At 47.5% G+C, this 20,648-nt stretch carries 25 protein-coding genes; all 25 read left to right on the forward strand.

The window, feature by feature from the left end; all coding sequences use genetic code 11:
* Positions 1-270 precede the first annotated feature (270 nt).
* The 25 genes from DMN77_RS20680 (at position 271) to DMN77_RS20800 (ending at position 20,279) form a co-directional block, all read left to right on the forward strand.
* A complete protein-coding gene (locus DMN77_RS20680) occupies positions 271-561 on the forward strand; it encodes a PDDEXK family nuclease (protein ID WP_179016196.1) in 291 nt (96 codons plus the stop codon).
* Entirely contained in the window at positions 549-1,928 is a 1,380-nt protein-coding gene (locus DMN77_RS20685) for a DEAD/DEAH box helicase (RefSeq protein ID WP_179016197.1), read from the forward strand. Before DMN77_RS20680 ends, DMN77_RS20685 begins: the two co-directional genes overlap by 13 nt.
* Before the next feature lie 177 nt (positions 1,929-2,105).
* Complete coding sequence (locus DMN77_RS24320) at positions 2,106-2,723, forward strand: ECF-type sigma factor (protein WP_179016198.1); 618 nt, start codon at positions 2,106-2,108, stop codon at positions 2,721-2,723.
* A 334-nt stretch (positions 2,724-3,057) separates the two neighbouring features.
* A complete protein-coding gene (locus tag DMN77_RS20695; RefSeq protein ID WP_179016199.1) occupies positions 3,058-3,231 on the forward strand; it encodes a hypothetical protein in 174 nt (57 codons plus the stop codon).
* Between the two features lie 64 nt (positions 3,232-3,295).
* A complete protein-coding gene (gene terS, locus DMN77_RS20700) occupies positions 3,296-4,021 on the forward strand; it encodes a phage terminase small subunit (protein ID WP_179016200.1) in 726 nt (241 codons plus the stop codon).
* Positions 4,014-5,333: a PBSX family phage terminase large subunit gene (locus tag DMN77_RS20705; RefSeq protein ID WP_179016201.1), complete on the forward strand. Its 1,320-nt coding sequence runs from the start codon at positions 4,014-4,016 to the stop codon at positions 5,331-5,333. The genes terS and DMN77_RS20705 overlap by 8 nt, the downstream gene beginning before the upstream one ends.
* A 2-nt stretch (positions 5,334-5,335) precedes the next feature.
* The gene (locus DMN77_RS20710; RefSeq protein WP_179016202.1) at positions 5,336-6,823 is read left to right on the forward strand and encodes a capsid protein; all 1,488 of its coding nucleotides are present in this window, start codon (positions 5,336-5,338) and stop codon (positions 6,821-6,823) included.
* Positions 6,823-8,469 (forward strand): phage minor capsid protein, encoded by a 1,647-nt coding sequence (locus DMN77_RS20715; protein ID WP_179016203.1) that lies wholly within the window; start codon positions 6,823-6,825, stop codon positions 8,467-8,469. The genes DMN77_RS20710 and DMN77_RS20715 overlap by 1 nt, the downstream gene beginning before the upstream one ends.
* On the forward strand, positions 8,470-8,673 hold the full coding sequence (locus DMN77_RS20720; RefSeq protein ID WP_068779656.1) for a hypothetical protein: 204 nt from the start codon (positions 8,470-8,472) through the stop codon (positions 8,671-8,673). It begins immediately after the preceding gene.
* A 137-nt stretch (positions 8,674-8,810) separates the two neighbouring features.
* Positions 8,811-9,392, forward strand: a complete 582-nt coding sequence (locus DMN77_RS20725) for a phage scaffolding protein (protein WP_179016204.1) — start codon at positions 8,811-8,813, stop codon at positions 9,390-9,392.
* Between the two features lie 18 nt (positions 9,393-9,410).
* The gene (locus tag DMN77_RS20730) at positions 9,411-10,364 is read left to right on the forward strand and encodes a major capsid protein (protein ID WP_179016205.1); all 954 of its coding nucleotides are present in this window, start codon (positions 9,411-9,413) and stop codon (positions 10,362-10,364) included.
* Between the two features lie 12 nt (positions 10,365-10,376).
* Complete coding sequence (locus DMN77_RS20735) at positions 10,377-10,592, forward strand: hypothetical protein (protein WP_179016206.1); 216 nt, start codon at positions 10,377-10,379, stop codon at positions 10,590-10,592.
* Positions 10,585-10,755 carry a hypothetical protein gene (locus DMN77_RS20740; RefSeq protein WP_179016207.1) on the forward strand — a complete coding sequence of 57 codons (171 nt, stop codon included), beginning with the start codon at positions 10,585-10,587 and terminating at the stop codon, positions 10,753-10,755. Before DMN77_RS20735 ends, DMN77_RS20740 begins: the two co-directional genes overlap by 8 nt.
* A 4-nt stretch (positions 10,756-10,759) precedes the next feature.
* Positions 10,760-11,122, forward strand: a complete 363-nt coding sequence (locus tag DMN77_RS20745) for a head-tail connector protein (RefSeq protein ID WP_179016208.1) — start codon at positions 10,760-10,762, stop codon at positions 11,120-11,122.
* 2 nt (positions 11,123-11,124) lie between these two features.
* Positions 11,125-11,445 (forward strand): hypothetical protein, encoded by a 321-nt coding sequence (locus DMN77_RS20750; RefSeq protein WP_179016209.1) that lies wholly within the window; start codon positions 11,125-11,127, stop codon positions 11,443-11,445.
* Positions 11,446-11,829, forward strand: coding sequence for a hypothetical protein (locus DMN77_RS20755; RefSeq protein ID WP_179016210.1), 384 nt, complete (start codon positions 11,446-11,448; stop codon positions 11,827-11,829).
* On the forward strand, positions 11,826-12,215 hold the full coding sequence (locus DMN77_RS20760; protein ID WP_179016211.1) for a minor capsid protein: 390 nt from the start codon (positions 11,826-11,828) through the stop codon (positions 12,213-12,215). The genes DMN77_RS20755 and DMN77_RS20760 overlap by 4 nt, the downstream gene beginning before the upstream one ends.
* Positions 12,216-12,224: 9 nt before the next feature.
* The gene (locus tag DMN77_RS20765; RefSeq protein ID WP_179016212.1) at positions 12,225-12,683 is read left to right on the forward strand and encodes a phage tail tube protein; all 459 of its coding nucleotides are present in this window, start codon (positions 12,225-12,227) and stop codon (positions 12,681-12,683) included.
* Between the two features lie 55 nt (positions 12,684-12,738).
* On the forward strand, positions 12,739-13,065 hold the full coding sequence (locus DMN77_RS20770; RefSeq protein WP_179016213.1) for a hypothetical protein: 327 nt from the start codon (positions 12,739-12,741) through the stop codon (positions 13,063-13,065).
* A complete protein-coding gene (locus DMN77_RS20775) occupies positions 13,010-13,402 on the forward strand; it encodes a Gp15 family bacteriophage protein (RefSeq protein ID WP_372776330.1) in 393 nt (130 codons plus the stop codon). The genes DMN77_RS20770 and DMN77_RS20775 overlap by 56 nt, the downstream gene beginning before the upstream one ends.
* A gap of 39 nt (positions 13,403-13,441) precedes the next feature.
* Positions 13,442-16,501 carry a hypothetical protein gene (locus DMN77_RS20780; RefSeq protein WP_179016214.1) on the forward strand — a complete coding sequence of 1,020 codons (3,060 nt, stop codon included), beginning with the start codon at positions 13,442-13,444 and terminating at the stop codon, positions 16,499-16,501.
* Between the two features lie 9 nt (positions 16,502-16,510).
* A complete protein-coding gene (locus DMN77_RS20785; RefSeq protein ID WP_179016215.1) occupies positions 16,511-16,870 on the forward strand; it encodes a DUF6711 family protein in 360 nt (119 codons plus the stop codon).
* A 4-nt stretch (positions 16,871-16,874) separates the two neighbouring features.
* Complete coding sequence (locus tag DMN77_RS20790) at positions 16,875-18,911, forward strand: hypothetical protein (RefSeq protein ID WP_179016216.1); 2,037 nt, start codon at positions 16,875-16,877, stop codon at positions 18,909-18,911.
* Positions 18,912-18,943: 32 nt separating this feature from the next.
* Positions 18,944-19,522 (forward strand): copper amine oxidase N-terminal domain-containing protein, encoded by a 579-nt coding sequence (locus tag DMN77_RS20795; protein ID WP_256872507.1) that lies wholly within the window; start codon positions 18,944-18,946, stop codon positions 19,520-19,522.
* Positions 19,523-19,604: 82 nt separating this feature from the next.
* Positions 19,605-20,279 carry a DUF4352 domain-containing protein gene (locus tag DMN77_RS20800; RefSeq protein WP_179016218.1) on the forward strand — a complete coding sequence of 225 codons (675 nt, stop codon included), beginning with the start codon at positions 19,605-19,607 and terminating at the stop codon, positions 20,277-20,279.
* The last annotated feature ends 369 nt before the right edge of the window (positions 20,280-20,648 follow it).

Genomic DNA, 20,648 nt, shown 5'->3' on the forward strand with positions numbered 1-20,648 from the left:
TGACACTTCGGGGAGTGGCAACAAAGGCATTGTGACAGTTTGAAAAGTGGCAACACCATTGTCAACGAAAGTGTCAAACGGTAAAAGCCTTGTGAAATCTATATTTATATTACTTATTTGACACTGTTGACACTTATCTAACTAAAGATAAAAAACAAAAAGAATAGAGAGATTATAGAGTTATATATAACGCCTAATACGCCTGATTTATAAAAAGTATACATGCGTACAGGCGCACGCGAGTAACACATCGTGAGGAGGCTTGTCAAGATGCGAGAGCGAGATATAGAAACGTATTTGAGAGATAGAATCAAAGCCGTAGGGGGCTGGGCCCCTAAGTGGACATCACCGGGTAACAGCGGGGTGCCTGACCGGATCGTATTTCTTCCGGGAGGTCATACCATATTCGTTGAGCTGAAAGCGCCCGGAGGAAAGCCGCGTCCGCTGCAATTGGCACAACATAAGCGCCTTCGCGGCTTGGGCTATGATGTACGAGTGATCGATAGCAGGGAGCAGGTGGATGATCTGCTGAAGGAGTGGAATGGCCTATGGCAGCACTAAGTCAGTATATACCGCATGACTATCAGCGCTACTGCATTAACCGGTTGCTGGCAGATGAAGCACTTGGGCTATTTTTGGATATGGGACTTGGCAAAACGGTCATTACCCTAACGGCCATTAATGATTTGAAATATAACCGCTTTGCTGTCCGTCGCTGTTTGGTAGTAGCCCCGAAGAAGGTTGCAGAGGCAACATGGAGCAATGAAGCAGCTAAGTGGCAGCACTTACAGCATTTACGGATTATCCCAGTACTTGGAGATCAGCGGAAGCGAATCCGAGCACTTAACACCCCGGGAGACATATGGGTTATTAATCGGGATAACGTGGCCTGGCTGGTAGAGTACTACCGTAATGCGTGGCCGTTCGATATGGTGGTGCTGGACGAGCTATCTAGTTTTAAAAACCATCAGGCCAAGCGCTTCAAGGTGCTAACCTGGGTGCGGCCTCACATTAAGCGTATCGTGGGGCTCACAGGAACCCCGGCCCCAAATGGATTATTGGATTTATGGGCGCAGATCAATCTTCTAGATCAGGGCCAGCGGCTGGAAAAGAATATTACCGGTTATCGCACAAAGTACTTTGAAAAGAACTATAGCGGGTTTGGATATATGGCAAAGCCAGGGGCCGATGATGTTATTCAGCGTAAGATCGCAGACATTTGCATCAGCATGAAGGCCGAGGACTATCTGGAATTGCCTGATTGTATTACGAACGTGATTCCCGTTGTTTTGGACGATAAGGCACAGAAGCAATACAAGCAGATGGAGAAGGAGCTGCTTCTGGAGATCGATGACGATACGGAGATCACTGCGACCAGCGCGGCCGTATTAACTGGCAAACTACTGCAGCTTTGTAACGGGGCATTGTATGACGGAGATCGGAACGTGCATAGGATTCACGATTGCAAGATTGAGGCATTCCTGGAGCTTATCGAGCAGCTGAACGGTAAACCGGCACTAGTGTTCTACAGCTATCAGCATGACCTTGCTCGGATCCACAAAGCACTCGAAAAGTCAGGACTACGAGTTCGAGAGTTGAAGACGCCACAAGATCAGCTTGACTGGAATGCTGGAAAGGTCGATATCCTTCTAGCCCATCCTGCTAGCGCAGCCTATGGACTCAACCTTCAGGACGGTGGCAATCACGTTGTATGGTTTGGGCTTACGTGGTCGCTGGAGCTTTACGAGCAGGCAAATGGGCGCTTATATCGCCAAGGGCAGAAGCAAAAGGTTATCCTGCATCACCTGGTTGTGCAAGGTGGAGCTGATGAGGACGTAATGGCTGCGTTGGAGAGTAAGGCGACTACGCAGGATCGGCTGTTGGAGGCGTTGAAAGTGAGAATTAGAGATGCCAAACAAGATTGTTAACTTAAGAGTTAATATTGACAAATAGGTTTATTGTTATTAACTTATAAGGGAGCGTGGAGCCTATGTACAAGAATCCTAGACCACAGTCTATGCGGTTTAAGGTTTGTCCGGTTTGTAGGAAACGTTATGTCTTTATATATTTTCCTAAACATAAATGCAAAGCTGAGGTGAAGACGGGTGACAAGAAAACGCACAAAGCAAACCGCTATTGAGCAGCTTAGCCAATACCGCCAGAAGCAAGCAAGGTTACAGGTCTTATCCACGTACAGCGTAGGTGCCGGTATTACTGTAAGCCGGCTTAACGAAGACGATCAGCTGCAGGAGCTTCATGCCAAGTTGAGAGGGCTGCCATCATACATGTACTTGAATAAGCATGAGCTGAAGCTGGAACAGGCTGCGAACGCCTATATGACACGTTATCCAGCCGGGATTAAAGCACAGAAACGAGCTGTTCCTGTGAATGTTATGGATGACGAGTATCACGAGCTACTTCAAGAGCTGAGAGATAAGATTCAGAAGGTTATTGCGGCGAGAGGGTACGAGGTCAGAGATGATATCGATGCTGTACTTGATAGATTGGCTGAGTTTCAGGATCTGCAGGCGGATATTCAGAGACTGGACTTTATTCTTGAACGTCTGCAAGAATATAAGCCTTACGAAGCGACTTTGCTTCGGTGGATCTATATCGACGGGTTAGATCAAAATGATCTTGTTGAGAAGCTAGATGTATCGGAGAGCACTATCAGACGGAGAATCAAGAAGGCAGAAAGGGAATACGCATTATTGGCACGATAATGACAGAAAATTGACCGGACAATGACTGTAGAATGACAAACATATGTTCTTGTTTTTCGTGTCAACCCCTGATAAAATGATAGTGTGAGATAAATGTATCAAGACGTAGCTGGCGAAGGTTTTATACTGTTCGGCGGCTGCGTCTTATTAACCGGATGTATTTGGTAGCTCGCTCACCTAGGGAGAAGGAGCTTGCAGGTTCGACTCCTGCCGTTCGGATTTTTTCATGTACCATCTCCTTCTTGAGCCGCTGCCTTCGGGTAGCGGTATTTTGTTTGCAGGGAAATCCTTCCTTACGTCGAATATTGTCAGAGAGAAGAGAGGGGTGAACAAAATGGACGATAAGCTTATATCTCAATTACAAGTAACTTCCCTAGAAGGAGCTGCAGGGGTAATGGCTTTAGCAAAGATTCTAGGGCGTAAAGGGTTAATCGATATCGAAGAGTTTAAGAAGTTGAAAGAGGAGACGATGAAAGAACTTGCAGATGAATTAGACAAATTAAGATAAGCATCCTTCGGGGTGCTTTTTCAATTTTCAAAACCGACACAACGCCGGGGGTGGTGATTATGTAATGGCTGAGGTTCATAAGCAGGCTGAACAGGATTATATGTCTGGCATGAAATATAAGGACATAGCTGAGAAGTACGACGTTTCGCTTAATACGGTGAAGAGCTGGAAGCAACGTCATGGATGGGATCGTAAAAAGGGTGCACACAAACAAAAAGGGGTGCACACAAATAAAGGCGGTGCTCCGCCAGGCAATCAGAACGCTAAAGGGAATCGCGGAGGACTAGGCGGACCGCCACGGAATAGCAAAGCGGTTAAGCATGGCTTCTTCAGCAAATACCTGCCTGCAGAGTCACTGGAGATTATGGAGCAGCTTCAGGAACGTTCTCCGCTTGATATCGTTTGGGATAACATCATGATTCAATACACCGCGATCATCCGGGCTCAGCAGATCATGTACGTTCGCGATCGAGACGACAGCACGACAACCAAGATCGAGGAGAAGGTCGGTAATGTCAGCGGTGAGCGTTGGGAAGTTCAGCAGGCCTGGGATAAGCAGGCAACCTTCCTGCAGGCTCAGAGTAGGGCTATGGGAACGCTACAGAGCTTGATCAAGCAATATGACGAGCTGCTGAAAACAGAGCTTGCTACGGAAGAGCAGAAGGCCCGTATCGAGGTCTTGCGGTCTAAGGTGCCGAACAAGGACGGTATAGATCCAAATGCGCAGATCACAGCACTGGCGGATCTAATAAATAACCCAGCGCCGGATCGGGTGATTGACGATGATTGAGTATGCACCATTAACAGCCAAGCAGGCCGATTATATACGCCGTTGTACCGATTCTTGGCTTAATGTGGCCGAAGGTGGTAAGCGTGCCGGCAAGAACATCATTAACCTGATAGCTTATGCGATGTGTCTGGAGATCCATCCTGATAAGCTACACCTTGTCGCTGGGGTGAGCCTGGCAGCGGCTAAGATGAACGCCATTGACTCTAATGGGTTCGGGCTACAACATCTCTTTGCAGGACGCTGCCGAGAAGGAGAGTACAAAAACCGTGATGCTTTATACATTCAGACAAAGACTGGCGAGAAGATCGTCATCGTTGCTGGTGGGGGTAAGGCGAATGATGCGGCCCGGATCAAAGGTAACTCATACGGGACCGTGTACATTACCGAGGTCAACGAATGCCATCAGTCATTTGTACAGGAGGTATTCGACCGGACTCTAGCAAGCTCTAAGCGACAACTCTTTTTCGACCTTAACCCTAAGCCGCCCGCGCACTGGTTCTATCGTGATGTGCTTGATTATCAGGACGAGCTAAAGGATCGGGGCGAGAACCCAGGTTACAACTACGAACATTTCACTTTGTTTGATAACTTGTCTATTCCAGATGATCGGCTCAAGTCCGTGCTGGCCACATACGACAAGACCAGCCTATGGTATCAAGCTGACATTAAGGGCAAACGGACAGCAGCAACGGGGCGGATCTATACCGGATATATGAGTAAAGAGGTTATCGTCACACGGGATCAGGTCAAGGATAAGCGATTCCTGGAGTTCAGCATCGGGATTGATATCGGTGGCACTGATGCCACGGTCGCTACACTAACAGGCTTCACGCTGCAATATAAGGACGTCATGCTACTGGATGGGTATTACCATAAGCAAGGTAAGGAGAGCGGCTATACTCATGACCGCTACGCTAAGGAGATAGTGGATAAGATCGAGGAGTGGGGTAATACGTACCCTGCTTTTTTTGCGTCTGCTCATATCTTTGCGGAGTCAGCTGACAAGCTATTTCGGCAGGCGCTGGCTAACGAGTTACGGCGCCGGGGAATCAATATCACAGTAACGGCTGCCTATAAGAAAGAGGGCATCGTGGATCGGATCCGATTGACCAATATTCTGATTAACCAAGGGCGATACAAAGTCATGCAGCATCTTAAGCCTTGGATCGAGGCCCTAGAGAATGCGACCTGGGATGAAGACGAGCGCCAAAAGGGCGAGTGGGTCCGGACGGATGACGGCAGCTACCCAGTTGACTGTCTGGATAGTAGTGAGTACGCCGTACAGCCGTTTAAGCGCAGATTGGAGGTATAGAAATGGGGTGGTTTAAGAACATGGTCATGAAGATAATGCGGATCCAGCCGGCACAGGATAACAAAACGATAATCATCCGTGAGCCGTTTAGTTATCAGACAAGCGTATTGCGCAACCAGCTATGGTATCGCGGCGATCCGTCCGAGCTGGATCAGTTTTATAAGCAAACAGCAAATGACAGCGTGAGCAAGTCGCGCTTCTGGGCTGCGGTTCCGTCAGAGGATCTATCCATCAGGAAAATTCATTCGGGCCTGCCGGCTATGATCGTTGAGCGCCTGTCTGATATTGTGATTGCTGACTTGGACGGCATCGAGTTAAAGACTGAAGAGCAGACGGATACCTGGAACGATATCGCAGAGGATAACGACTTTGATGAGCTTCTAGGTGATAGCATCACGGAGGCGCTTGTCTCAGGTGATGGAGCCTTTAAGATTACCGTGGATACAAAGGTGACGGAATATCCGATCATTGAGTTTTACTCTGGTGATCAGGTCGAATACAAGCGGGAACGCGGACGGCTGCAAGAGGTTATCTTCTATACTGACTATCGATTCAAGGACAAGGATTACCGTCTTGAAGAGAGCTACGGCTTTAACTATGTTCACAGTCGATTGCTTAACGATCAAGGAAAAGAGGTACCGTTGGAGACCATCCCTGACACGGCAGAGCTTCAGCCAGAGATCACATTCGACGGTGATTTTATCATGGCTTTGCCGCTCATGTTCTTCAGGAGTAAGAAGTGGCCGGGGCGCGGTAAATCACTGTTTGACAGTAAAGCGGATAGCTTTGACGCGTTGGACGAGGTAATCAGTCAGTGGATCGATGCGATCCGGAGCGGCAGGGTGCAGAAGTATATACCGCTAGATCTGCTACCAAAAGACCTGAATACAGGAAAACCGATGAGTCCGAATCCATTTGATAATCAATTTATCAAAATCGGAGCAGTCATGGCTGAGGAAGCCAAGGGACAGATCGATATGGTCCAGCCACAGATACTGTATGAGGCGTTCGTGTCGTCCTATGCGTCTACCTTGGACATGTGTTTGCAAGGTATTATCTCCCCGGCTACGCTGGGCATTGACCTCAAAAAGACAGACAATGCCGAAGCACAGCGGGAAAAAGAGAAGGCCACGCTGTATACCAGGGGCAAGATCATCGAGCGGTTGAACGAGATTATCCCTCAATTGGTGAGCATCGTCATGAAAGTGTACGACAACATTAAGGAGCGAACTGTTGGCGAATATGAGGCCAGCGTATCATTCGGGGAGTATGCTTCACCTTCGTTTGATTCCGTGGTTGAGACGGTCGGTAAGGCCAGAACCTACGGAATAATGTCTATTGAAACGTCTGTCGAACAGTTATATGGTGATACATGGACTGAAGAGCAGAAGGCCGAGGAAGTAGCCAGGCTGAGAGCAGACCAAGGCTTGACCGATATGGATGAACCTGAAGTAAGGGAGCATGATGATCCTCCTGGTGGTGATGGCTAATGGCTAAGGATCCGTATAGCCTACGTGAGATTTTCGAGGAAATGACCATGAGCCTTATTGCCAGTCTGAAGCGTAACCTATCACGGCATGAACGTGAAGAAGAGCGGGTGGGATTTCGGTTTGACCAATGGCAGCTTGCTAAGCTTCGTAATCTGAAATGGTTTCGTAAGAAGAACAAGGAGATCATCCAGGAGACGAGTATGGCAGCTGACCAGATAGTGGAGGAAGTCTTGCAGCAGAGCTTCAAATTTGGCGAGGACAATGTGGAGATCGTGGTAGAGAAGGCAGTGAAAGCGTCCGGAGAGATTGAGTTCCCAAAGGATTTTAAGCCGAAACAGCCTCCGAAGCCCACGCCAGCAGATCCATCCAGACCAATTCCGGATATGGACAGGCCATTTCCGGAACCGCCTAAACCACACAGCAAACTTCCTAAAGCACCGCCAGAAGCGGACTTTTTCGGGAAGAACGAGAAGAAGCTGAAGGCCCTTGAGGATAGTATTAAGGACGATCTTCAAAAGGGCAGTGATGCTGTTTTGCGTAAGATGGATGACATCTATCGGCAGGTCATATTTAAGGCTGAGGCTCATATGGCTGCCGGTGTGCTCACGTTGGATCAGGCGATCGATAAGGCGACCAAGGATTTTCTTGAGCGAGGCCTGGACGTCATTGTCTATAGTGATGGGCGCCGGGTTCCGATATCGTATTACGCTGAAATGGCGCTTCGTACCGCATCGCAAAAGGCAACATTTTTAGGTGAAGGTAAAAAGCGGGACGAATGGGGCATCTATACCGTAGTAATGAGTAGCCATAATAATTGCTCTCCTTGGTGTCTGCCGTTTCAAGGCACTGTGATGATTGATGACGTGTATACGTCCATATCAAAGGAGCAGGCCGAACAGCTTTCCAAGGAGACAGACTATCAATTGCTATCTGTAGCAATGGCTGAGGGGGCATTCCATCCAGCTTGTCGGCATACCTTGGCTACGTATTTTCCTGGCATCACTCAGCTCCCGAAGCCAGCAGATCAAGAAGAGGCAGAGGCAATCTATGAAGCGGAGCAGAAGCAGCGCTACATGGAGAATACGATCCGGAAGTACAAGCGGCTGGAAGTTGGTAGTCTGGACGAAGCGAACCAGATCAAGTACGGCGCTAAGGTGATTGAGTGGCAGAATAGATTGGGTGTTCATTTGGCTGAGAATCCACAACTCCGGCGTGATCGTAGGCGTGAACGTATTGACGGCGAGGTTCCGGCGTCCGAACGTAAGCAACTATTGAAAAATGCTGAGGTTAATGACAAGATTGAGGAAGTAAGGAAGTTTATTAAATCTGATCAGCAGCCGAAGCATTTGCACATGGGACATCAGGGCAAGCATATCAAAGGACATAATAATTACATTGAGGGTAAGAGCTATTTGACCATATCCGCAGATGAAGCGCAGGAACTGGTTAACAGGTACGCAGGAACTGGAGCTATCAACATGACGAAAAAGGGTGAGTGGAAGAATCAGGAGCTTATTGATTCCGATACTATTGTTGGTAAGGCTATTGATCAGTTCACGGGTGAAGAGTTTGAAACCAAGTTATTTAAGATTCACTACGGTAAAAAAGGTGTTCATATCGTACCAACTAAGAGAGGTGAGGGCTAGATGAATCTCAGTCAGTATTTAGGTAAAAGGGTTAAGTTGATTGATACAGATGGGGAAATAACCATAGGTAAATGCGTTTGTGTTACACCCGCTTTGGATAATGATCCTGAGATTGCAAGCATCGACCTTCAGACAAGGCTCGATGCCGGATTTACTATAGGATTTAATGAAGATGAGATTAAAAGCATAGAAGTTATTGACTAAGGCACTCACGCATTTGCGAGGGTGCTTTTTTCATGCCCTGTCATAAGGCTTAAAACTGGGCGTACTCACAGTCGGAGTATAACGGCTGACTCCCGTAGCTGGAGAGCAGCTATAAAAATCTATGGAGGTTGATAGTAATGGATTGGTTAAAAGAATTGCTCAAGAAATTAGGGGTAGAAGATACAGAGGTAGACAAGATTGACGCCGAGGTAGTCAAAGAGCTGCCAAAGCACTTTGTATCTAAGACTCAGTACAACGAGGTTACCGAAGCCAAGAAGAAGGCCGAAAAGGACGTCACAGAGCGAGACAAACAAATTGAGGAGCTGGGCAAGACAGCAGGCTTAAGCGAAGAATTGAAGCAACAGATTCAGGCTCTACAGACCGAGAACAAGGAAGCTGCAGAGAAGCATGCCACCGAGATGAAAGAACTGCAACTGTCGAACGCGATCAAGTCGGCCCTATCTGGCAAAGTGCATGACGAGGATCTAGTAACTGGTCTGTTTGACAAGGATAAGTTGGTTATCAATGACGGTAAGGTGGTAGGCCTGGACGAGCAGCTTAAGACGCTGCAAGAGTCTAAGGCTTTTTTGTTTAAGTCGGAGGATGGACAGCAGCAACAACAGCAAGCAGGATTCAAGGTAGGTGGCGGCGGCAATCCGAACCCACCAGCCGCAACAGCTTCCCTTAAGGATGCAATAGCAGCACATTTTCAAAAATAATTTTAGGAGTGATTATTCATGGCAGTAACATTATCTGAAGCAAAGAAAAACGTCCAGGACGCCTTAACGTTGGGCGTGATCGATGAATTTCGCAAAAACAACTTTTTGTTGGAGAACTTGACGTTTGATGATGCAGTTTCCCCTACAGGTGGCGGCGCTACATTGACCTATGGTTATACCCGCTTGATTACACAGCCGACAGCCCAATTCCGTGCGGTCAACGAAGAGTACACACCGCAAGAGGTCACCAAACAGCGGTATAATGTGGACTTGAAAGTCTTCGGCGGTGCATTTGAACTTGATCGTATTATTGCAGGTATGGGCGGTATTGCGGATGAGGTTCAGTTGCAAATGTCGCAGAAGATCAAGGCAGCTCAAGCCTTGTTTAACGACACCGTTATTAATGGGGATAGTGCAGTCGTAGCAAAATCATTTGATGGATTGGATAAGGCTTTGGCGGGTTCTGCAACAGAGCTCAATCCTAGTAAGGCAATTGACTTGTCCACATCGGCGGCGCTTGACACTAATTTCAAGGAGTTTTTAGACGTATTGGATGAATTTTTGATGGGCTTGGATGGTACACCGTCTGCCATCATGGGTAACCTCAAGCTGATCGCTAAGATTCGTGCCGTTGCTCGTCGATCCGGAATGTATATGACAAAGCTGAACGAATTTGGCAACCAAGTGGAGTACTACGGTCAAATTCCGTTGATCGACTTGGGAGCAAAGCCAGGAACGAATGATCCAATTGTTGGAACGAACGGATCAGGTGAAACCAGTCTGTACGTTGCTCGTCTTGGCTTGGATGGATTCCATGGGGTTAGCATGGCCGGTCACCCTCCTGTAAAGGCATGGCTGCCTGATTTCTCCACAGCTGGGGCAGTTAAGAAAGGCGAAGCTGAAATGGTCGCAGCCGTTGCACTTAAGGCTACTAAGGCGGCAGGCGTTATGCGTAAGATTAAAGTCCAGTAAGGAGGATCCCCTATGAAATATAAAGACGATTTGTCGAAAGGCTTCGTTAATGGCTACTATGTCGGAATGCGACAAGGTACGAATACACAGGACAAACTAGAGCCGGCAGCGGACGGATATGAGGTACAGCGTGATACACAGCGTCAGGGGACAGTCACACCGGATGCGCTTGAGCCTGGCTATCCAGTTCCTGATACTGAGGATGGAGGTGACCCTGATAATGGCTAAAGTAATCGCACCCAATAAGCAATACAACGGCCTATCGGCTACAGTCATGTTTATTAACGGCGTAGGTGAAACGGATGACCCTCATTTGTTGGAGTGGTTTGAAAGTAGAGGCTATACCGTGGAGCATTCAGAACCGGAAAAGCCAACCAAGAAAGGCAAGTGATCGTATGGCCTACGCAACGGCAGCCGACTACGATAAGTACGGCGATGGCGTAATACCTGCTGACCAACTGGAGAAGGCTCTGGACCGTGCCTCTGATCAGATCGACCGATTAACCTATAATCGCATTGTGGCGTGTGGGTTCGATAACCTCACGCCTTTTCAGCGTACCAATGTGACCAAAGCGACTTGTCAACAGGCTGATTTCGTTTACAAATATGGTGATTATCTGACCATGCCGCTATCTGGATACAGTGCCGGTAGTACGAGCATGACATTCAAGGCGGCTACAGGTGCTGGTGGAGTCCAGACCACGGACGCCGTGCTTGACTTGCTGGTACCTACAGGGCTGACAGATCGGAGGCTGTGACGATGAAATTCCCATTTCCAAGCTGGAACCAGGTCACTCCGGTTAAGGTCTATCAGACGGAATTATCAGAGGATGGCGAGGACGTCGAGGAGTTGATCCATGATGGCAAATGCTTTTACGACGAGCGATCAAGGCAGGTCATGGATGCAGAACGCCGTCTGGTGCTGCTCTCCGGCCTAATCATCATCGAGGGCGACATCAACCCAGGTAAGGTGATCGAAGGCTATGTGGTCATCAACGGGGAGCGGAAGAACATCTATCGAGCCAAGCGGCCACGGAATCCGGACGGAACTGTCTTTAGCACCGAATTGGAGTTGAGCTAAATGAAGGTTAATGTAAAGGTCACTCTTAATCAGGCAGCCCTCAAGAACCTAGAGCAGATCCAGAAGCAGGCTATTGAGATGACGGCAGATGCGGTTTTGACCGATATGGTTACAGCACAAGTCGTTCCGAAGGATAGAAACCAGTTGGAGCTAAGTGGATTTGTAGACTTAACGGAGATTAGACAGGGTATAGCGTCCATCGTCTTCGATACGCCATATGCCCGGCGCTTGTACTGGCATCCTGAGTACAACTTCAGGACCGATAAAAACCCGCACGCCCGGGGTAAATGGATGGAGCCTTATTATTCAGGCGAAAAGAAGAAGTTTGTTCAGCAGACCTTCGCTAAGTTTGTGAAGCAGCTCAGTAAGGGGATGATTCAATGACGCTGTCCGAGATTCGTGAATGGTTAAAAACGCAGGTCAATTGCCCGCAGTGGTACATCGGTAAAATAGATGGTAAGAAAGAACAATGTATAGGCTTGTATGACACGACTGGAGCACAGCCAAGGATCGCTGTAGGCGGCTTGGAAGCTACCGGCTATGTGATCAAGCCTATTTCTATTCTCGTCCATTGGGGCCGAAATGCGGACACAGCAGAGCGCAAGGCCCAGGAGGTTTATGACACCTTCTTCGGTGTTTCTGGCGTTGAGATCGGCGGCAAGCGTGTAGTCATGTTTAAGATGGTCACGCCGCAGCCGGTTAATGTCGGAACTGACAGTGAGGGCGTTTTTGAATATGTAATTGAGGTTCATATTTATCATGAAAGGTAAGGTGAGAACATGGCTACAGTAACGAGCGGGGCTTTCCCCGTATTTAACATTAATTTTAAGATCGGTACTAAGGGACGTTCAAGCGCCGAGGCCGATATGGCGATTATCAAAGAGATGGAAACCTTCTCGATTGCCATTGATACCAACGTGGAGGAATGGACTCCTATGGAGACTGAGGGTTGGGTACGTAGGCTTGCCACGGGGAAAGGTTTTAGTATCACTCTTAACGGCAAGCGGCATGTCGGGGATCCCGGCAATGACTATGTGGCGAACACAGCGTGGAAGTCAGGGCTTGATTGCTCCAGTAAAGCGGAGATTGAGTTCCCGGATGGATCCAAATTGGAGTTTGATTGCATCGTGAGCGTATCAGCTCCGAATGGCGGCGATTCGACGGCTGTATCCGCATTGGAATGTGAGTTGCAGTCTGACGGCAAGCCAACCTATACACCAGCAACCGTTAAACCCTAAGCAACGGTCGATCAAACGGCCGGCTACAAAACAAGCGCTGAGAGGATGATTATAAATGGCAAAGACAATTGATATTACAGGTAAACTGACGAACGAGAGACCCGTACTTAAACTGGGCGAAGGGAAAGAATATCCGATCGATAATCGAAAGAATACGGTTTTTCAGATTCAGGCGAAAATGGACGAAGGCGGCGAGGGGACGAAGTACATTGATGAAGTGCTAGAGCTGGCACTCGGCAAGGAAGCCGTGAAGGAGATCAACGAATCTGATATTTCTTTTGCCGACTATCAGATTATCTTCGTGGCTGCTCTGGCTGGGGCCACTGGTGAGGATTTCGAGGTGGTGGAAGCCCGATTTCTCACAGTCAAAAGCCAGGCCTAACAACTGGTATGACCTGTACGAGGATTGGGGCCTAATCGAATCCTCCATTGCCATGCAGTATGGTATTCGGCTTCGTGCCGAGCCGGACATGACCTGGGATGAGTTTTGTACCTTGCTTGCCGGGATCATGCCGGAGACGCCGCTTGGCCAGATCGTGCAGATCCGGAGCGAGAATGATCGGGAGAAGCTTAAAAACTTTACTCCGGAACAGCACCGCATCCGCAATGAGTGGCGTTCCCGGGAGCTTAAGCAAGTCCAATGGACGGAGGAAGAGAAGGCCAAGGCCGCGCAGGAATTCCAGAAAATAATAGAGCAAGCATTTGGGGCACCTCAATAGGGGGTGCCTTTTTGATTTGTCTGGCGAGGGGGTGAACAGATGTCAGACGTTGAAGCCGGTAGGGTTAGTCTTGGCCTAGAGTTGGTAGGCGGTAGCGATTTAAGTAAGCAGATCACCATGGCCGCCGGCACGATCGGAGAGCAGCTGACCAAGTCCTTACAGTCCACATTTAAAGGATTCAGCCTGAAGACCTTTGCGGCCAATATATCGGCTACTCTCAAAGAGACGACAGAGTCGGCCATGAAAGGCATTGCTAACGGTATGGAGAGTACGGTAACTGCGGTAGAGGGGCGGTTAATCAAGACTATATCCGTAGCTGATGAGGCCATGCGTAAGTCCATCGAGGATAACAAAACGGCTGCCGAGGCTGCAATCGATAGTGTAGGCGTTAAGTTGGGCGGGCTAAAGGCTCCATCGTTTATCTCAGATCTGCCTTCTGCTGCATCCGCTGCAGTTGCTCCTACTGTATCGGCCCCGAAAGCCGCGATTAAGAAATCGACTCAGAGTGTGGATGAAGGAGCCGTGAAGGATCAAATCAGTCAATTGACAGCCGTCTTGGACAATACGAATGCCAAGATTGACATTCAACGGCAGAAACTCTCAGAGCTAAAAGCTGCCCAGGGAGGATTGACTGAAGCGGCCCAGCAGCAAATGAACGCCTTGGAGAAAGAAAGCGCGGGCCTAGAAGAGCAAATCAGAAAGTTAACATCGCAGATCGCTACCTTGAAGGCTGAGCAAAAAGGAGCTATTAGCGGCTTTCACGCCGACATGATCGGTGATGAGATTGCAGCAGTACAGCTTGACCTGGACGGTTTGATCTTAAAGGCGGATGAGACAGGTAGAAAGATGGCCGACCTTCAGGACACAGGTCAGGATTTTAAGATCAAAGAGAAAATTGTTAATACAGAGGCCGCGCTGCTCCGTCTCACTCAATCAAGCGATAAGACCACAAATAAAATAAGAGATCTGGAAGATAGCCTTAACAATGCGGGACAGGCTGCTACTAAAGTTGAGAAGCCAGTTCAGAACCTTGGGCAGAAGATGATCCAGACGAATAAACCACTGAAGGCGGCAAAGGGTAATTTAGATCAGGCTGCGAAGTCAGCGGTTAAGGCTAGTTCTTCGTTTGGGGCCGCTGCCCGTAGTTCTACGCACATGGGTAACTCCTTCACGAAAGCCATAGGTCGGATATTAAAACAGGTGTTTGTATTCGCCTTGATCTACAAGGCAATTCGCGGATTTAACAATTATATGGGTGGAGCACTCAAGACAAACCAGCAATTCGCAGCCAGCCTGAACGCCATACAGACCAATCTTCGTGTTGCTTTCCAGCCCATCTATGAGGCGATCCTGCCAGCGATCAATGCCTTAATGGGCGCACTAGCCAAGATCACAGCCTATATAGCCGCCTTTATATCGGCGCTATTTGGCAAGACCTATCAGCAGTCCTATAAGGCAGCCAAGGGGATCGAGACAGCCAAGAAGGCGATGGAAGGCTACGGCAAAAAGGCGAAAAAGGCAGGGAAAGAAGCCAAGGGAGCCCTTGCAAGTTTTGACGATCTCAATACTCTGGACTTTTCCAAAGCTGATACCGGAGTAGATGACGGCAGCGGGGGCAAGGGCTTTGAAATGCAGATGCCTGATATGGACATCACAGGCATACAGTCAAAGATGGACGCGCTCGCGGCCAACGTCAAATCGACCTTTGATAAGGCTTGGTCTGGCATTAAGCAAGGTTGGGAGTGGACTGTAGCTGCGTTTGGGCCTAGCTTCAGGCGGGCGTGGGGCGAGATTGAACCCGTACTAGGTCAATGGAAAGAACAATTCCAGAAGGTGTTCAGCGACATTATGACGCTGGGCGAACCGTTGAAGAACTGGTTTATCACTGGCGTTGTCCCCGCTTGGCAAACTGGAATACAGCTCGCTGGACACATCTTGGCAGGGTTGTTGGATATCGTTTTGCAGGTGTTCACGAGCATATGGGATGCCGTTTTTCCTATCATAAGCAAGTTTGTCACAGAAGGGCTGCCGCGTCTAACAGAGTTTGTAAGCGGCGCGCAGGATATACTCTGGTCATTGTTTGACTTGGTTAAGCAGATCTTTGACGACATCTGGCAGGACGTTGTCGATCCGGTTATGCAGCTTATCTCCAAGATCATTCAGGACACTCTGGACATCATCTTCAAGTGGTGGGATGACTGGGGCAAGAAGATCGTCGATGGAGTCAAGGAGAATTTAGAGGGAATCAAGGAACTTTGGGACAATCTTTGGAACAAATTCTTAAAACCCTTTATTACCAATATGCTCGATAAGTTAACAGAGTTATGGGATAAACACCTGAAAGGGCTCATTACAGAGGTAGGTAACTTTGTCGGGAAGCTGATCACAGCAGCGCAAGATATCGGAAATAAATTTGTTTTGCCAATCGTTAACTGGTTGGTTAAAACACTTGGCCCAACCTTTTCAGAGGTCTTTTCCTTCTTAGGGGGCATCCTGATCGATGCAATTGGCATTGTCGTTGACTTTACCAAAGGGATTATCAAAGCCCTCGGCGGTCTTATGGACTTTATTGCTGGCGTCTTTACAGGCGATTGGACAAGAGCCTGGAATGGTATAAAGACTGTCTTTACTGGGATTTGGGATGGCATTGTTGCAGTGCTCAAGGGTGCGGTCAACATCATCATAGATGCGATAAATTTCCTGATTAAGCAGCTGAACAAGATCAATATTGACGTACCGGACTGGGTGGGTAAGATTCCGGGCGTCCCTGATGTGGGTTCGATCGGTTTCAACATTCCGATGATACCGAAGCTGGCTAAAGGCGGCCTTGCCCATGGACCAACTCTAGCGATGGTCGGAGATAATAAGGGAGCTGCGGCGGATCCAGAAGTGATCAGTCCATTGAGTCAATTACAAGATATGATCAGCTCTGGCTATCAACCGATGATTGAGCTTCTGGTGATGATTGCAGATATTTTGCGCAATATTGAAGCCAAAGAATGGAGAAGCACCATCGGTGATTTGGAGCTTGGTAGATATGTGGGTCGAGCCATAGGAAAGGCGGAGCAGCAATTAGGCCATGCTTTATTTGATAGGTAGGAGGTAAATATGGAGATTAAAATAAACAGTCAAGAGATAGCAGAGTACCCATCATCATTTCAGGTTACCATTCTGGACTTGGATGACGGGGAGTCTTCGGTGCGGACGACGGATGGCTCACTAAATCGGGACAGGATAGCCGTTAAGCGTCAAATTGAAATGAACTGGGGACCGCTAAAGTGGGATAAGGTAGCATCTATTTTGCGATCTATGGAAGATATCTTTTTCCCGGTGACTTATCCCGATCCGATGACAGGAAAATATGAGACCAAGACTTTTTATGTGGGTAACCGCCCTACACCTTTCGCCGTCGCCAAGGGAAATGAAATATTATGGAATGGCCTTAAGGTCACCCTGACGGAGAAGTGATGTTATGTATCCAATAAGCCCGATTTATGCGGATTATTTAAAACGACATGACCGGCAGTTTATAGTTAAGGTGGTCATTGATGGAACGGAGTACACCAGCGCACAGATCGTTGAATTTAGCCTGAATCATTTGTTAGCGGGCGGAGATGACTTTGAACTAGGGACGGCCATTCCGTCCGACCTGACGCTTAAGCTCCGCCTTCCGGATCCGATTAGACCGAATGCCAAGGTTGTGCCATATCTAGCATTGTCACTGGAAAGCATGAGCTGGTTAGAAGCCGAATATCCGTGGGAATCGATGGATATTCCATGGGTAGCCGGTGCGACCGAATGGCTGCCGCTGGGTGAGTTTTATATCGATACCCGCGAGAAGATTAACGATGTCTGGACGTATGCCTGTTTTGATAAGTTGATCACGGCCAATGTGGAGTATATCTCTCAGCTCAGCTATCCAACTACACAAAAGGCCGTATTTGATGAGATTTGTAATCGGCTTGGTTTTACGTATGATAGCAGCGTGGTGATCAACCCATCCTATCAAATCCAAGCGGGGCCAGCGGGGTATACGTGCCGGCAGGTGCTGGCTTATATCGCAGGAGCTAATAGCGCTAGTATCTTTATGGGAAAGGATGGCGTCATGCGCTTCAAACGGTTCTCTGCTGGGGCTCCTGCTGCATTTGAGATGACCACGGCGGATTACATTAGAGTTAAGCAGACTAACCCGCTCAAGACGTTTACGCGGATCGTAGTCACCTATAACACGGAGGAGAAGCTGACCTACGAGGCGGGCAGCGGGGACGAGAATCATACGCTTTACCTTGAGAACCCATTTATGACCCAAGCGCAGGTTAACGCCATGTATGTTGCTCTGAATGGCTTGACCTATTTGCCGTTAACGATGAACTCCCGTGGCTTTCCTCATCTTGACCAGGGTGACGTGATTGGCTTTGAGCAACGGGAAGGCGGCAGTTGGATCGATACGAATGTATCCTGGCTGGACATGGACATTCCATGGGATGGCATCCAGCGTTACACGTCTTTTATCCTGCGTCAGTCCTACAGCTTTAAAGGCGGCCTCACCCATAAGATTGAAGCGCCGTCACAGTCAGAACAGAAGAGCGAATATAAACTTGAGGGCAGCCTGACGCAGCAAGTGAACAAGCTGAACAAGGAAAACGTGAAGTTTGATAAGTCGTACTTCGGCATTACCCACAGTCGTACTGAAGGGATCGTGGTCGAGCGAGAAGACCATAAGAGCAAGCTGACGCTGAACAGTGACAAAATGGACTGGCAGGTTAATGGTCAATCTAGTCTCTATTACGATGCCCAGGCGAATAGGCTTAAGTTTACGGGTCACCTCGATGCTGCTACGGGTACATTCAGCGGTGATCTTAAGGCCGCCGGGGGTACATTTACCGGAACGCTACAGGGTGTGGATGGTACATTCTCAGGTACGCTTCAGGCTGCAACGGGAACGTTTAGCGGTAATCTATCCGCAGCTGGCGGCACGTTTACAGGTACATTGGTTGGCGTTGATGGTACTTTCTCTGGAACAATTACTGCTTCTACCATTAGAGGCGGTACAATTACGGGATCCACGCTAAAAACAGCAGACTCCGGGAGAAGAATTGAGATTGATACAGCAGGATGGCGATCATATGATAGCAATAACCGCCGAAGAGTAAGCATAAGTTACATCGATGAAGCAGGTATGGCGGGGATTAGCTTCTATAATGAATATGAGTCCTACATGGGTATGCTTTACGCTTCCGGCGGTAGCTTCTCGCTAATTGGTAACGGTGATATGTTGATTCGTCCAATGAGTGGTACTTTGTCAATGCAAGGTAATATTAATTTCTCATTTGCGAACATAAGCGGGTTGACAATTAATCAAATAGAAGGGCTGAGGAGTGAATTGGAATCTATTAAAGCCCTATTAAACACTCACAGGCACACCGTCACAACAGCTCACCACAACCACGGAAACTCAGCTAACTTGCCAAACACTGGCGGCGGAACCTATACAACGTCTACTCCGTAAGGTAATATAAAGGGTAAATATACCAACGGAGGATGATAGACTTGAAAAAATGGGGATATTTGTTGAGCGGTGTTGTTATTGGGGCAATGTTAATGACATCTGGAAGCGCCTTAGCCGCTCAAGTAAAAAGCCTAGTCGGTCAAAAGGTAACCGGTGAGTATACAGTGATTGTTAATGGTAAAGCTTTGTCTGATAAAGGCGCGGTTATTGACGGAAAGACTAATGCTCCGGTAAGGGCGATTAGTGATGCAATCGGCAGTAAATTGGATGTTGATAATAAAAAGAAGGTGATTAATATCATCACTGAGACAAACGAGGATCAGACTTCAAATACAGGAGCCGAAACGGCTAACAAGTATGTCGGGCAGTCAAAGGAGTCTCTCACAAAAATTAAGAATGGTTTAGAGAATGATACTCTTAAGGTGCTTAGATCAGAGCGGGAAAAAATTAAAGCCAGCCTTGACGAGTTGGAATCCTTTGATAATGCGGGAGAAATTACACAACAGGGTATTGAAAGTACAAGAAAGCAACTTTCAATTTACGATGCCGACATAGCCAAATACACCGAAGAACTTCGTTTAGTAAATGAAGCATTAGAAGCCCTTAAATAATTTTCCATTATTTGCTTTCCAACTTTATCCTTCTAGTGGTATTATCGACTAGAATTAATAGGTAATTAGGAGGAGAACTGAGTTGGAAAAGGCAAAAAAGAAGTGGTATAAGAAATGGTGGGTTTGGCTCATAATTGTGTTTGCAATTGGCGTAATCGGATCAAATCTCAATAATGAAGAGACTGAACCTACTACGAAATTAGATTCTGCATCCGAGCCAGGTGAGCAAAATAAACAAGATAAGCAGGAACCAAAAAAGGATGACCATTCCCAAAGTGATCCTGTGAAGACTGAGAAAGAAGTCAGTAAAGAACAGGATGATAAAAGCACAAAGGAAGAGAACAGAACTATTACTGCTGCTGGCGAAGGTATTGAAACTAAGAATTTTAAAATATCAGTTTCTAGTGTTGATAAGCCAGACAGTGACAACATGTTTATAACCCCTAGCGAAGGCAGCGAATTTGTAGCTGTCAACCTAGCAATAGAAAACATATCAAAAAAAGACTATACGGTCAGTTCTATGTTAATGTTTGAGGCTTATCAGGACGGGTTTTCTATTAACGAAGATATAACAGCGCATGCTATAAAAGGATATGAGAAAACGATGGATGGATCCTTGGCTGCTGGAAAGAAAATAAAGGGAAGTCTCGTTTACGAACTTCCAAAAGATTGGAAAGAGTTAGAGATTGATCTGGATTTAACTAAGTTAAGTTTGAGTACAGATGGGGAAGTTAAAATTTTATTGCAAAATGAATAGCGTAGACATAAAAGGTCTCTCCAATGGAGGGGCCTTTTAATATTACATGAAAGGGTGATGACCACAGTGAAACAATTCATATCTGACATGATCCATATGACGGAAGGTGAAAGACTAATAGCCTATTGGTGGTTGTGGCTACTGATAATACTCGCTGTGTTATTACTCTATTTGAAAATCGGAAGAAAAGGGTGAAGGAAGATGAACGAAGAGCAAGTAAAGGAAATCGTTAGACGTGAGACGGAACACTTTGAAAAGAGAATCGAACAACTTGAGCGTGATTTGCTTTTGACAAAGCAGCATACAACCCAAGCCGTTCAATTAATGGCCGATCAATTTTCAAGAGAATTGAACAATTTGCTAGAGAAA

The organism is Paenibacillus sp. 79R4, assembly GCF_013393165.1.
Lineage (GTDB): Bacteria > Bacillota > Bacilli > Paenibacillales > Paenibacillaceae > Fontibacillus.